Origin of the sequence: Agrobacterium sp. CNPSo 3708, from assembly GCF_028674915.1 — a bacterium.
Lineage (GTDB): Bacteria > Pseudomonadota > Alphaproteobacteria > Rhizobiales > Rhizobiaceae > Agrobacterium > Agrobacterium cavarae.
On the sequence record NZ_JAQZSF010000007.1, the window covers coordinates 274330 to 287850 of the forward strand.

General features: G+C 62.0%; 12 protein-coding genes and 1 riboswitch. Of the genes, 2 read left to right on the forward strand and 10 right to left on the reverse strand.

Features of this window, described 5'->3' with window-relative positions:
- The first annotated feature begins 436 nt into the window (after window positions 1-436).
- A complete protein-coding gene (locus PVA19_RS16780) occupies window positions 437-1576 on the forward strand; it encodes a M20 aminoacylase family protein (protein ID WP_113267566.1) in 1140 nt (379 codons plus the stop codon).
- A 2-nt stretch (window positions 1577-1578) separates the two neighbouring features.
- Here the strand turns inward: PVA19_RS16780 and cobM are convergent, their stop codons facing one another.
- From cobM to cbiE, 3 genes are read right to left on the reverse strand one after another with little or no spacing between them, the layout of a single operon-like run.
- Window positions 1579-2343, reverse strand: a complete 765-nt coding sequence (cobM, locus tag PVA19_RS16785; protein WP_274103510.1) for a precorrin-4 C(11)-methyltransferase — start codon at window positions 2341-2343, stop codon at window positions 1579-1581.
- Window positions 2340-2717, reverse strand: coding sequence for a cobalamin biosynthesis protein (locus tag PVA19_RS16790; RefSeq protein WP_274103511.1), 378 nt, complete (start codon window positions 2715-2717; stop codon window positions 2340-2342). The genes cobM and PVA19_RS16790 overlap by 4 nt, the downstream gene beginning before the upstream one ends.
- Entirely contained in the window at window positions 2714-3979 is a 1266-nt protein-coding gene (cbiE, locus tag PVA19_RS16795) for a precorrin-6y C5,15-methyltransferase (decarboxylating) subunit CbiE (protein WP_274103512.1), read from the reverse strand. The genes PVA19_RS16790 and cbiE overlap by 4 nt, the downstream gene beginning before the upstream one ends.
- Between cbiE and PVA19_RS16800 the strand changes: the two genes are divergently transcribed.
- A complete protein-coding gene (locus tag PVA19_RS16800) occupies window positions 3978-4757 on the forward strand; it encodes a cobalt-precorrin-6A reductase (RefSeq protein ID WP_274103513.1) in 780 nt (259 codons plus the stop codon). The genes cbiE and PVA19_RS16800 overlap by 2 nt on opposite strands.
- Here the strand turns inward: PVA19_RS16800 and PVA19_RS16805 are convergent.
- Genes PVA19_RS16805 through PVA19_RS16835 form a run of 7 tightly spaced genes read right to left on the reverse strand, consistent with a single transcriptional unit; the run spans window position 4724 to window position 13091 of the window.
- The gene (locus tag PVA19_RS16805) at window positions 4724-5497 is read right to left on the reverse strand and encodes a precorrin-3B C(17)-methyltransferase (protein WP_274103515.1); all 774 of its coding nucleotides are present in this window, start codon (window positions 5495-5497) and stop codon (window positions 4724-4726) included. The genes PVA19_RS16800 and PVA19_RS16805 overlap by 34 nt on opposite strands.
- Window positions 5494-6273, reverse strand: a complete 780-nt coding sequence (locus PVA19_RS16810; protein ID WP_274103517.1) for a precorrin-2 C(20)-methyltransferase — start codon at window positions 6271-6273, stop codon at window positions 5494-5496. The genes PVA19_RS16805 and PVA19_RS16810 overlap by 4 nt, the downstream gene beginning before the upstream one ends.
- On the reverse strand, window positions 6270-6902 hold the full coding sequence (locus PVA19_RS16815) for a precorrin-8X methylmutase (protein ID WP_274103519.1): 633 nt from the start codon (window positions 6900-6902) through the stop codon (window positions 6270-6272). The genes PVA19_RS16810 and PVA19_RS16815 overlap by 4 nt, the downstream gene beginning before the upstream one ends.
- On the reverse strand, window positions 6899-8272 hold the full coding sequence (cobG, locus tag PVA19_RS16820; protein ID WP_274103521.1) for a precorrin-3B synthase: 1374 nt from the start codon (window positions 8270-8272) through the stop codon (window positions 6899-6901). The genes PVA19_RS16815 and cobG overlap by 4 nt, the downstream gene beginning before the upstream one ends.
- A complete protein-coding gene (gene cobN / locus PVA19_RS16825) occupies window positions 8269-11628 on the reverse strand; it encodes a cobaltochelatase subunit CobN (protein ID WP_274103522.1) in 3360 nt (1119 codons plus the stop codon). The genes cobG and cobN overlap by 4 nt, the downstream gene beginning before the upstream one ends.
- Window positions 11629-11634: 6 nt before the next feature.
- Window positions 11635-12672 (reverse strand): cobalamin biosynthesis protein CobW, encoded by a 1038-nt coding sequence (cobW, locus tag PVA19_RS16830; RefSeq protein WP_274103620.1) that lies wholly within the window; start codon window positions 12670-12672, stop codon window positions 11635-11637.
- Complete coding sequence (locus PVA19_RS16835) at window positions 12666-13091, reverse strand: DUF1636 family protein (protein WP_274103524.1); 426 nt, start codon at window positions 13089-13091, stop codon at window positions 12666-12668. The genes cobW and PVA19_RS16835 overlap by 7 nt, the downstream gene beginning before the upstream one ends.
- A 117-nt stretch (window positions 13092-13208) precedes the next feature.
- A riboswitch (cobalamin riboswitch) is annotated at window positions 13209-13421 on the reverse strand.
- Between the last annotated feature and the right edge of the window lie 100 nt (window positions 13422-13521).

The following is a 13521-nucleotide window of genomic DNA, read 5'->3' on the forward strand; positions in this document are numbered from 1 at the left end:
AGGACAAATCTTACCGCCCGACATGGTGAAATCGGGGCGTGCGTATTTCAGTATATAATATCAATAGTTTCTCGAGAATGGATCGTCACGCGAGTGCGCCTCGCGCCGGTGCCGGACATTTCGCAAACTCCTCCGCGCGAAATTGTCCCTGCCTTCCCTGAAATCTCCCCATACCTGCTTGGCATTCGTCTTCCTGAACTGATGTGACCAGAAGGTTTTGAATGTTTCAAGGCATTTTCAGTTCCATGCCATCTGTTTCATCGCTGCGCAAGAAGACAAATCCTGACGGACGACGACGTGGCCTTATCAAGAGCGCGCGATATTGCTATCCATGCTGCTTGAAGAACGTCTCCGGCAGCTCGTCTGCTGCGACAAAGCTACGGAACAGCACAGCATGACCCTACACCCCGTCACCTTGTCCTCTTCGTCGAACGTCATGGAAGAGGTGGTTGAAATCCGCCGCTATCTGCATCGCAATCCGGAGATCGGCCTGTCCGAATTCAAGACCTCCGACTTCGTTGCAGGACGCCTGGCGGAGATGGGTTATGAGGTAACAAGGGGCTTGGCAGGCACTGGTGTCGTCGCGACCTTGCGCAACGGCACGAGCAACCGCAGCGTCGGCATTCGCGCCGACATCGATGCCCTGCCGATCGACGAGGAAACCGGCGCGGATTATGCAAGCGAAACGCCCGGCATGATGCATGCCTGCGGCCATGACGGCCACACGGCGATGCTGCTGGGTGCCGCAAAGATCATTGCCGAGCGCCGCAATTTCGACGGCACGATCCATCTGATCTTCCAGCCGGCGGAAGAGAATTTCGGTGGGGCGCGTATCATGATCGAGGATGGCCTGTTCGACCGCTTCCCCTGTGATGCGGTCTTTGCCCTGCACAACGACCCGAGCCAGCCCTTCGGCCATTTCGTTCTGCGCGACGGCCCGGTCATGGCGGCAGTGGATGAGTGCAAGATCACCGTCAACGGTTATGGCGGCCATGGGGCGGAGCCGCAAAGCGCCTCGGACCCGATCGTTGCCGGCGCCAGCATCATCATGGCGTTGCAAACGGTTGTGTCGCGCAACGTGCATCCGCTGATGCCGGCGGTGGTCACCGTCGGCGCCTTTCACGGCGGCAAGGCGAGCAATGTCATCCCCGAGACGGCGGAAATGCTGCTCACCATCCGTTCCTTCGATCCGGAAGCCCGCGACGAATTGGAAAAGCGCATTCGTATGATCGCCGAAGGGCAGGCGGCCAGCTACGGCATGAGCGTGACACTGGAGTATGAGCGCGGCTACAGCCCGACAGTCAACCACAAGACGGAAACCGATTACATTCGAGCGCTCGCAACGCGCTTTGCCGGTGCCGACAAGGTTCTGGAAATGGAGCGCCCGACCATGGGAGCGGAAGACTTCGCCTATATGCTGGAAAAGCGTCCTGGCTCTTATTTCTTCCTCGGCACCAAGCGCACCGACAACGACCCGCCGCTGCACCACCCAAAATTCGACTTCAATGACGACATCATCCCGATCGGCACCGCCTTCTGGGTGGAGCTTGCAGAAGATTTTCTGAAGGCGCGCTGAGACTACTCGGCCGTGGGTGTTCGGAACCGCCGAACGTAGTCGGTGCTGTAGAGCGCGCTTTCGCGAAAATCGGACGAGGCAAGACCCTTGCCGACGAATATCATCGCAGTGCGCTCGACCGGCTCTTCCGCGAGGCGGGAGACGATGTCGGACAGCGTACCGGAGATGACGCGCTCTTCCGGCCAGGAGGCGCGCACGACGATGGCGACCGGGCAATCGGCACCGTAAAGCGGCGTCAATTCCTCCACCACCTGACCGATGGCGTGGATCGCAAGATGAATGGCAAGCGTTGCACCGGTCGCGCCGAATGCCTTGAGGTTTTCGCTCTCCGGCATTTTCGACGCCCGACCGGAAATGCGTGTGAGCACCAGGCTCTGCGCCACCTCCGGCACTGTCAGTTCTCTCTTCAACGTGGCGGCCGCGGCGGCAAAGGATGGCACGCCGGGTGTGACGGTGTAGTCGAGCCCCAGCCGTTCCAGACGGCGGATCTGTTCGCCCATGGCGCTCCAGACGGAAAGGTCGCCGGAATGCAACCGCGCCACGTCTTTGCCGTCTCGCGCGGCGGCAACGAACTCCGCCTCGATTTCGTCCAGCGACAAGGCTGCCGTATCGACGATGCGCGCACCTTCCGGGCAATAGTCGAGCAGCGCTTTTGGCACCAGCGAACCGGCATAGAGGCAGACGGGCGAAGCAGCGATCAGATCGCGTCCGCGCAGCGTGATGAGATCTGCGGCACCGGGGCCAGCGCCAATGAAGTGAACCGTCATATCTTGTCTCCTGACGTGGCAAAGGCCACGGTAATATCGCCTATCACCATACGCGGGGCGATCAGTCTCGACGCTTCACCAAGCGCGGCGAGCGCCGATGCCTCGCTGACGCTCGGCGAGCCGGCATGTTTCGAACTCAATGCGGATCGGGTCAGCGTCCGAGCGGCGGCAGCGTCGAAATCGGCCTGCGCCACCACGACGAAAGCCATTCCAAGCCGGGTCGCAGCTTCCAGCAAGGCTGGCTCATCGGCCTTGAAGGGCGCCGTGGCCATGAAGGCGAATGAGACCTTGTGCTCGGCAGATGCCTGCCCAAGCGCAGCCATTACCGCCTCGGGGCTCACACCCTTGCGGCACCCGACGCCAGCGACGATCACGGCACATCCTTCGGTTTGACCCAAGCCCACTGTGTGACGGGCATCGCCGCACGCCAGCCCTGCATCTGCCCGACAGGGGACGCGCGCGCCACCTCAAGCCGGATCAGAGACCCGCCTAATCGCGCCTGAGCGGAGAGCAGCATGGCCTCCATTTCCAGCGTTACGGCATTAGCAACCAGCCGCCCGCCCGACTTCAAGGCGCTGATTGCGCCCTCTAAAACTCCGGCCTCGCTGCCGCCGCCGCCGATGAATATGGCGTCGGGGGTTGGCAGGCCTTCGAAAGCGTCAGGTGCCGTGCCGATCACTACATCCAGACCAGGCACGCCAAAGGCTTCGGCATTGCGCATGGCGCGCTCTGCCCGCTCCGTGTTCTGCTCGATGCCGATGGCCCGCAGCGACGGGTGCGAGAGCATCCATTCGATGCCGATCGAGCCCGAGCCAGTGCCGATATCCCACAGCAGCTCACCATGGCGAGGCGCAAGCGACGACAGCGTGACGGCGCGGATTTCACGCTTGGTCATTTGCCCATCATGTTCGAACAGCGCGTCGTCCAGCCCGCTGGCGAAGGGAAGGATTCGTGCCGATTCATCCGCAACGACGTCGATAGCGACCACATTGAGCGGATCGACATCCGCAAAGGCAAAACCTTGTGCCGTCGTCGTGCGGGCGTTCTCGCGGGTGCCGCCAAGTGCTTCGAGCAGATGGAAGATCGACCTGCCAAAACCTGCCTCCTTGAGAAGGGTGGCAATCAGCGCCGGGGCGCTGGCATCGGATGTCAGCGCGATGATCTTCGCGCCAGCATGAAGATGCGGTCGGATGAGGTCAATGGAACGTCCATGCAGGGAAATGCAGGCGGTATCCTGCAAAGCCCAGCCTAGACGCGATGCGGCAAGCGAGATGGAGGAGGGAGCAGGGTAGGTAATCACCTCTACCGGATCGACCAGCCGCAACAGGGTAACGCCGACACCGTGGAAGAAAGGATCGCCGGACGCCAGGACGCAGACCTTCCGGCCAGAGAGGGCGACGACTTCGGCCATGCCGACATCGAAGGGCACGAGCCAAGGCCGCGCTTCGCCCGTGATGGCATCGCAGGCAAGCTCGAGATGGCGTTTGCCGCCGAAGACGACCTCGGCCGCCGCGATCGCGCGACGAGCGTTTTCAGCCAGCCCGGCAAGACCATCCTCCCCGATACCGACGATGGAGAGCCATGGCGCAGGTTTTTTGCTGGCAGTGGCAGGTGTTCCGGCATATTCACGAACCATGACACGCTCCATCCTGATTCTCGGCGGCACGGCGGATGCCCGCATCCTGGCTGGAAAGCTTGCCAACGACTCCGGCTACCGAATTCTGCTGTCCATGGCGGGCCGCACGAAGGACCCGGTCAAGCAGCCCGTCCCGATGCGCGTCGGGGGCTTTGGCGGCGCTGAGGGCCTGGCGCGCTATATTGCCGAGGAAGGTTTCGATCTGCTGGTGGATGCGACGCACCCTTATGCGGCGCGCATTTCCGCCAATGCTGTGAGGGCTGCTGGCATAGCAGGCGTCGCTCTTGTCAGACTGTCGCGCCCGGCTTGGGTGGCGCGGGAGGGTGACCGCTGGCTGAACGTCGAAAACGTCGAGGAAGCGGTGATTGCGCTGGGTCCCGTCAGCACAAACGCTTTTCTGGCGCTTGGCCGACAGGAGCTCCTGCCCTTTGAAACCGCGCCCCAGCACCGCTATCTGATCCGCAGCGTCGATCCGGTAGAACCGCCGCTTAAGGTTGCGAATGCGCGCTACATCACGGCGCGTGGACCCTTTCCGCTTGCCGATGAGATCGACATGTTGAAGGGTAACGGGATCGAGGTGATCGTCTCGAAAAACTCCGGCGGTACTGCGGCCCACGCGAAAATCGAAGCTGCCCGCACGCTTGGAATTCCTGTGATCATGATCGACCGTCCCGCTCGCCAAGAGGCCAATGGGGTGAGCGTCGTGGTGCCGGATATCGAGACTGCGCTGTCCGCAATCCGCCATCAGCTTTCCCTCTTGGAAAAGCGCGGCGAATAAACCAGCGACGGCTGGCCTTCGCGCTCGATGATGCGCGTTTCGACCGATCCAACGATGATACAGGTCGACATGTCGGCCATATCGCTCTGCGCTTCGGCCAAAGGCACGACCCGCATGCGCTCATCCGCACGACCGGCCGCGCGACCGAAGATGACAGGCACGGAGCCCGGCAGGTGCGCCCGCAGCACATCGAAGGCCGTCGCCAATTGATGCGGTCTTGCCTTGCTGACGGGATTGTAGAAGGCCATGACGAAACCGGCTTCGGCCGCGGCCACCAACCGCTTTTCGATCAGCGACCATGGTTTCAGATTGTCGGAGAGCGAAATGGCACAGAAATCGTGACCGAGGGGGGCGCCCGCCCTTGCCGCGACAGCCAGCATGGCGGTGACGCCGGGCACGACCGAAAAGTCGATGTCGCGCCATTCCGCAGGGCCGTTCTCAATCGCCTCGCAGACCGCGGCCGCCATGGCGAAAACGCCTGGATCTCCGCCTGAGACAACGCAGACTTTTCCACCCGCTGCAGCCAACGTCAGCGCTGCTTCGGCGCGTGAGATTTCCTCGCGATTATCCGATGCGTGACGCCGTTGGTCTGGACGCAGCGACAGCCTGTCGAGATAGGGAATATAGCCGAAGAAATCCTCTGCCGCGTCTACAGCCGCCAGTGCCTCCGGCGTGATCTGTAAGAGATTCCCGGGCCCGAGGCCGACGACCGTCAGACGTCCGGTGGAGGACGGGCTCACGCAATCTCTCCCGCCGGGCGATCCTTCCAGCCAGGCACCAGAACCAGAGAGAAATAGGGGGCAGGCGATTCATCGCGCTCGATCAATCGAATAGCGTGGCCATTGGCCATGGTGCCGCGTTCGACGTAGAGCGCGCCTTCGAGCTTGCCAGCCTTTTCGAGTGCCCGGCGAATCTTCGGCAGGTTGCGACCGACCTTCATGATGACAGCGCCATCCGTGCCGGAAAGCCGCTCGAAAAGCGCATCCTCGCCAAGTGTGCCGGGAAGGACGCTCAGGATGTCGTCTCCCTGCACGAGCGGCAGTCCGATCATCGACCAGCAACCGGACATGGCGGTGATGCCCGCAACGACTTCCGCCGGATAGTTGGGCGCAAGCCGCAGATGCAGATGCATATAGGAACCGTAAAAGAGCGGATCGCCTTCCGACAGAACCGCAACGGTGCGACCCGCATCCAGATGGACGGCGATGTCGCGTGCCGACTGATCGAAGAAGGCGGCGATCGCGCCGCGATAGTCGTCGCCGTTCTTGTCGCTTTCTACCGTGACCGGATAGACGAGCGGCATTTCCAGCGTGCCGGGCCGGATGAAGCTTTCGACGATGCCGCGGCCATTGCCCTTGCTGCCGCGCTTGCAGAAGAAGGCGAGTACGTCTGCCGTTTCGATAGCACGCACGGCCTTCAGCGTCAGAAGTTCGGGATCGCCGGGGCCGGTGCCGACACCGATGACCTTGCCCTTCAATGCCTTTTCAGGTGCCGGATCGTAAAGGGCAGCGCTCATAGGCCCGCCCTCGCAACGGCGTTGACGGCAGCAGCCGTCATCGCAGAGCCGCCCATGCGGCCTTTGACGATGACGTAGGGAATGCCGAGCGTGCTTTCTTCCAGCGCGTCCTTGGATTCCATCGCCCCGACGAAACCGACCGGCATGCCGATGATGGCTGCCGGGCGCGGCGCACCCTTCTCCAGCATTTCCAAAAGATAAAACAGCGCTGTCGGCGCATTGCCGATGGCAACCAAAGCGCCGTCAAGGTGATCGGCCCAGAGATCGAGGGCCGCCGCGGAACGGGTGTTGCCGATGGATTTCGCCAACTCCGGCGTACGCGGATCGCGCAGCGTGCAGATCACGGCATTGCCAGACGCCAGACGCGCCCGCGTGACGCCATGCGCAACCATTTCCGCGTCACATAAAATGGGCTTTCCCGCTGCGAGCGCCCCACGCGCGGCGGAAACGAAATTCTCGGAAAAGCGAAAGTGCCGCGCTGCTTCCACCTGTCCGCAGGCATGGATCATGCGAATGGCAATATCCGCCTGTTCGGGCGTGAAGGCGTTAAGATCCGCTTCCTCACGGATGATGGCAAAGGAGCGCTCATAGATCGCATCGCCATTGCGGATATAGTCGTAAGTCGTCATGTCTCGTCCTGTCGGAGCACCGTGACAATCCTGTCCTTGCCGAGGCGGACAAGGAGAGCACGGGCATTTTCTCCGGGCTTATGTTCTTTTTCATAAAGGCGGGCAAGCCTGGAAAGCCCGGCCTTTTGGTGATCGATGGTCAGCTGCGCATCGGGAAGGGCTGAAGCCTTGGCCTGATAGCCGAAGGAAAAACCTTCCGACGTGCCGAAAAAGGCAAGGAGCGCGGGGGCGGGATGGGCACAGCCCTTGCCGCAACCGGAAAGATGCAAGGTGAAGGAGCCGTCGAGCATCGTGCCGCACTCTTTGGCTGCGAACTCTGCGAGGGCTCGAACCGGGGCATAAGCCGATGCGCAGGATGGCGCGCCGGCGCACACAGCGATGGTGGTCCGAGGGTCATTGTCGCTGATAATGAGACCCGCCGTCTTGGCATAATCCATAAGGGCCGCGCACGCGTGGTGATGCCCAAGCGCGTAGAGCCCGCGCGCCGGACCCGGCCGGATGGACTGAACGCCGAGATCGACTGCAATCTTGCACAGCGCAGACAGCGCTTCCGAACTTATCTGCCCGAAAGCCGGGGCGATAACGGCGACGCAGAGGCGATCATTGAGCGCCCACAGTCTGCGCTGATCGGTTTGCTTCGGCACCCCGACGTCATGCGTTGGCGCGCGGACGTCTGATGCAACGTGCATGAGACGATCGCCGCATACACCACGCACAGCCGCAATATCCAGATCGCGCCCACGCGCATCCGGTCCTCGCTCCGCCAGATGACTGAGGAGATCGATCACGCAATCCGCGGCATCTTCTATCCGCAAGGCTCCTGCGAGCAGGGCCTTCTCTTCCGTGCCACCCAGCATCAGCAGCCAGAGGACGCCTCCGTCCCGCTGGACCGCTTTGAGCCTGATATCGGCAAGCAGCCCACCCATCGGAGCCACACCACCGCCATCGAGGATGACCGACATCTTCGCGGCCAGCTTCGTATCGAGATCAAGCACCCTGGCCTTGTGGCTGATGAGTTCAAGAATCGGCGCAGGATTGGCGACTTCGCTATCGTCCATCCCAGCAAGCGGTGAGGCTTCCACAGCAAGCCCCTGCCGCAATGGCAGCTGCAGCGCCAGAACATCGTGCTCCAGTTCAACAGCGCTGTCAGCCGTCAATCCGCGAAATTGAAGGCTGCCGCGAGCGGTCACATCCAGAAGCCCGTTGCCGTGTCGGCGGGCGAGATCGCCGAGACGGTCGAGATCGCTTGGCGACAGCGAAGCGGTAAAGGCCACGCGCGACAACAGTCCATCGCCCGTCTGCATCGGGGCGGAGAGGGCAGGGCAGACGCCTCTGCGAGAAAAGGGCTGGACCGGGGCGAGCGGGTTCATGCCGTAACCCTCCTGGACGAGTCCTCGGAGGACCGCGGAGCGATCAGCATTTCCAGTTCCGCATCCACGGCGTTGCGACGGCTGTGCCAAAGGTTGCGGCGGCGTGCAGACAGGAAGCGTTGTGCCATCAGCTCCGCAGCCTTGGGGTTTTCCCGCAAAATGAAATCGCGCACCTCTTCATTGCCGAAATAGGCATCGTAGAGCGCTTCGATCAGCGACGAGGAAACAGCTTGTGTGGTTTCGGCAAAGCCGATCAGCCGGTCGACAGTTTCTGCAAATTCGGCCGCGCCGCGCGGACCATGGCGCATCTGTCCGGCGATGAAGTGCGGATTGACGGCACGGGCTCGCACAACGCGGGTGATTGCCTGGGCGATGGAGCGCGCACGCGGCCGGGCGGGATCCGTCGTATCCAGCGCCACCACGTCCGCCGCCTGTCCAAGCTTTGCCTTGGCGGCGGTAAAGCCACCGATGAAGGCGACGTCGGATGAACCGTCCAGAAGATCGCGACCCGGATCGTCACCGGTATGAACCAGAAGTTCAGCGCGTTCGACTTGGGCAGCAAAGCCTGAATCGGAAAGGATCGACAAGCCATCTGCCCCGCCAAAGGCGTGGCTGGCCGCGTCCAGATAGGCTTGGCCCAACTCTTCCCGCTCGTCCCAATCGCCGCTTGCCAAGGCCTCTTCGATGCCAGCGCCATAGGTACCGGGAGCCGAGCCGAAAATGCGTGCTGGGATACGACCGAGAGAGGTCGTTTCCTCAGCCAGAGGATTGTCGCCGGGCGACTCTTCGCGTGAAGCAATCGTCCTTGCCGCCGCATCGAGAAGGGCAATCAGAGGCGGGAACATATCGCGGAACAGGCCCGAAATGCGGAAGGTCACGTCCACCCGCGGGCGTCCGAGCTTGGCTGGCGGCAAAACTTCAATGCCGTTCACCCGGCCGGTCGCCTGATCGTAGATCGGACGCGCACCCATCAGATGCAGTGCCTGGCCGACATCTTCGCCGCCATTGCGCAGCGATGCGGAGCCCCAGAGATCGAAAACCAGATGCCGCGGCCAGTCGCCATGGCTTTGCAGATGATGACGCAGCACCTCTTCGCCTGCAGCTTTTCCAAGCTCGAAGGCCGTCGGTGTCGGCATGGTGCGCGGATCGGCGGCATAGAGATTGCGCCCGGTCGGCAGCACATCCAGTCGTCCGCGTGCGGGTGCACCGGATGGGCCCGGCACAATATGATGACCATCCAGCGCCGCCAGCAGCGCCGCCTTTTCTTGGGCAGCGCTTTCGCGCCTCAGAGAATCCGGCTCATCACTCGCACAGCGCCCGAAGACATGCTGGCCGTCCTTGATGGCGAAATCCTTCAGGTCGCACAAGAAGGCATCGATCCGTGTCAGAGCCGAATCCGCATCTGCCTCCGCGCCGATACCGGCATCGGCGGCGAGCCCCGTCTCGAAAGCCTTCTCGACGATCAGCTTTGCCAGACGGTCGCGGCGACGACGATCAAGCCCATCGGCCTGAGCATATTCGTCGACCAGCTGTTCAAGCGCCGCCTGCTCCGGCGAGAGACCGGCGGCAACCAGTACGGGCGGAATGTGCCCGATCGTCACGGCAGCGATCCGTCGTTTGGCGACAGCAGCCTCACCTGGATTGGACACGATGAAGGGGTAGATGACCGGCAGCGGACCGGTGACGATTTCCGGGAAACAGGTTTCCGACAGCGCGACCGTCTTGCCCGGCAGCCATTCAAGCGTGCCGTGAGCGCCCACATGGATGATGGCGTGCGCATCGAAGTCCTGCTGCATCCACGCACCAAACGCCGCAAGCGCATGGCGCGGCGGCAAGGCTGGATCGTGATAATCGACCCGCCTGTCGGCTTGGCGCCCACGGTCCGGAGCAAGCGCGACGACAACGGAACCGAAGCGGGCGGCGCGGAAGCGAAAGGCCTGATCGACGACAGCTTCGTCGTCAGCGGCATCGCCCCAGGCCGAAGCCACCCCAGCGCGCGCCTCATCAGGAAGCGCGTCGAAATAGGTTCGGTATCGGATGAGAGGAAGAGCGGCGCTCTCCGTCTCAATCCGATCCAGAAGCTCACGTGCGGTGGCCGGAATATCGCCGACCGCGTAACCCAAATCCTGCATATCGCGCAGCATCTCCAGCACGCTTTGCGGTACGTCGAGGCCCACGGCATAGCCCGTGCGACCGGGTGCGGCACCGGGGTAATCCGGCATGAGGATGACGAGACGTCTTTCCTCGGTCGCAGTCTGCGTCAACCGAAGGAAGGCCGCAATACGACGAGCAACCTGCTCGACCCGGTCTGCCTCTGGGGCGTTGATCATCCCCTGGCGCCCGGCAGGATCGGCCTGTTTGAAGGAGATCGCACCCGCGAGAATACGTCCATCGAGTTCCGGCAAGACCACATGCATGGCGAGGTCAGATGGATTGAGGCCCCGCATGTTTTCGGCCCAGCCATCACGCCGGGTCGTGGCCATTATCACCTGGAACACCGGCACGCCCAGCCGGTCGAACAGGCTCTTGCCGTCCTGATCCGTCTGGCTGGCAAAGGCAGTGGCTGCGACGATGGCAGCGGGTCTGATCGATGCGAGCGCGTCTTCCAGAAATCGGATCGCTTCGCCATCCTTCAGGCCGCTGACAAAGATCGGCAGAGGCGCGAAACCGCGGGATTTCAGCGCCTCGAAGAGCGCATCAATCGGCGCAACATCGGCAGCCAGAAGCATGGAGCGGTAGAAAAGAATGGGAAGTCTTGGAGCTTCGGGGACAAAAGCCGCGAGGGCGTTATCCACATGGACGGCGCCAAGACCCGGGAGATAGAAGCCGGATTTCGGCAGCGGTTCCGGCGTGACGCCAGGCCAGACATCGGTTTTAGCAAAAGCGGCAAGACCTTCCGAAAGGCAGCGCATATTCTGCGGGCCGCCTTCGCGGAAGAAGGAGAGGATCGAAGCGAGCCACGCCTGGTCGATCGTGGATTGCGCCTCGAGCTTTTCGTCGCGCTCGCTGCACTCACCGGGCAGAAGCAGGAGCTTGATGCCGCGCCTGCGTGCCATCATCGCCAACTGATCGACGCCGTAGCGCCAGCGATCCGCCCCTCCCAGAATCCGGATAAGGATCAGCTTGGCATGCTCCGCCGTCTTTTCCATCCAGAGGTCGACGGACATGGGATGTCGCAGCTCGGAAAGATTGGCGACGCTGAGCGAAACGCCTGAATCCTCCGGCCAGGCGCGCTGCAGACCTGCAAGGTCGCTGGACGAGAAAGACAGCACCACCACATCCGCCTGGGGCTGGTTGAGATCAACCGGCTCGATCAGGTCTTCCAGCGACGAGGATGTGGTGGCGAGAATATGCATGATGCGTCAGGCAGCGAGCATCTGTTCGATCTTCTCGCGGTTGAGGCCCTTCTCGCCAATCACGACAAGCGCCGACCGGCGCACTTCGCCTGCAGCCCAAGGGCGATCGAAATAGTGGTTTACGCGCGAGCCGACGGCCTGAACCTGCAGACGCATCGGCTTGTAGGAGACTTCGACAAAGCCTTTGATGCGCAGGACATTCTCGGATGCCGCCGTCTGGGCGATACGCTGAGCCAGCGCCTCAGGATCGGACACGGCGCCAAGCTCGACGACGAAGCTGTCGAACTCGTCGTGATCGTGGTCTTCTTCGTCATCATGGTGGGTATGCCGGTTTTCGATATCGTTCTCGACCGCAAGCCCAAGACCGATCAAAACCGCAGGATCGATCTGGCCATGCGATGCGACAACGATCTTCGCAGCCTTTGGCAGGTGCTCCGTGATGTGTGCCTTTGCGCGCTCCAGACCATCCGCATCGAGAAGATCGCCCTTGGTCAGCACGATCAGGTCGGCGCAGGCGATCTGGTCTTCGAAGACTTCTTCGACTGGATCGTCATGATCGAGCGCTTCGTCATTCGCGCGCTGGGCGGCCAGCGCATCCATGTCATGCGACACCATGCCTTCTGCGAGCGCTGCGCCATCGGCCACCGCAATGACGGCATCGACGGTGACGCGGCTCTTGATCGCCGGCCATTGGAAGGCCTGGACGAGGGGTTTCGGCAGTGCGAGGCCGGAGGTTTCGATCAGGATATGTTCGACCCTGGGCTGGCGGCTCAGGATCTGTTCGATGGCCGGCTGAAAATCATCGGCGACCGTGCAGCAGATACAGCCATTGGCAAGCTCGACGATATTTTCTTCCGGGCAGCTTTCGATGCCGCAGCCTTTGAGGATTTCACCATCGATACCGACATCGCCGAACTCGTTGACGATGATCGCCAGTCGCTTGCCATCGAGCTTTTCAAGAAGGCCGCGCAGCAGCGTGGTTTTGCCGGCGCCCAGAAAGCCGGTGACGATGGTGCAGGGAACGCGCTCTAGCGTGGTCATGATGTCTCCTCGACGAAATTCAAAGGGGGGATACGCGCGACCATGCCGCGCTTCAAACTATCGGGACGGCCGCGCCAGGGCATCAGGCCATCGGTGGACGTGGAAAGCAGGCGCGCACCGGTGATCAGATCCACGGCGTTTTCAGGCGTCAGCCCGCCAAACACATAGGACCAGCCGTCGGCTGTGCGTATTGCAGCGCTGGCGCCACGCTTGCAATTGGCAAGACAATTGACGCTGCGCACCTCGACATTTGCATCAGTGCCAAGCGCAATCGCCGCTTGCGCGAGAAGCGCACCAGGACGGGGCTCCGCATTCGGCTCCGCCTCGTCGCGGCAACTGCGGCAGACATAAACGACCAGGCCTGACGCTTCGCGCGTATCGGTTGATCCTTCGGTCCGTGACGATGTTGAGGTAATATCCAAATCGTATCCGCTTCCGCCATTCAAACATGCAAGGGGTGCGAATGCCGAAGACGGAATGCGAGACAGCGCAAACCGAAACTCGGCGAGACCGACTGACCGGAGCACCCCGCCCGGCAGACGTTTTGTTCTGAAACGGCAGGTCTCCTGGCTTGCGGCTTGAACGAGCGCCCTAGCACCGCCTTCCCGGATCGAAATCCAGTGGCTTTACGGTGCGGGCTCGCCGCTTACAGTTGCGGGGGCAGCCACGGATTGACCCAAAGAGCGGGCGGAACCGTGTTCCCTCTTAGCTTTTCCCGTTGCCGGAAAAAGACCGTCAGTGCCTTACCTTTACGGGCAAGCCGCGCCTTGGTCAATGCAAGCATTGTCACGCCTCTCATAGGCTCCATTGCGGAGGAGGGCGTTTTGACTATAGTCGCCGCTTTAAAAAAAC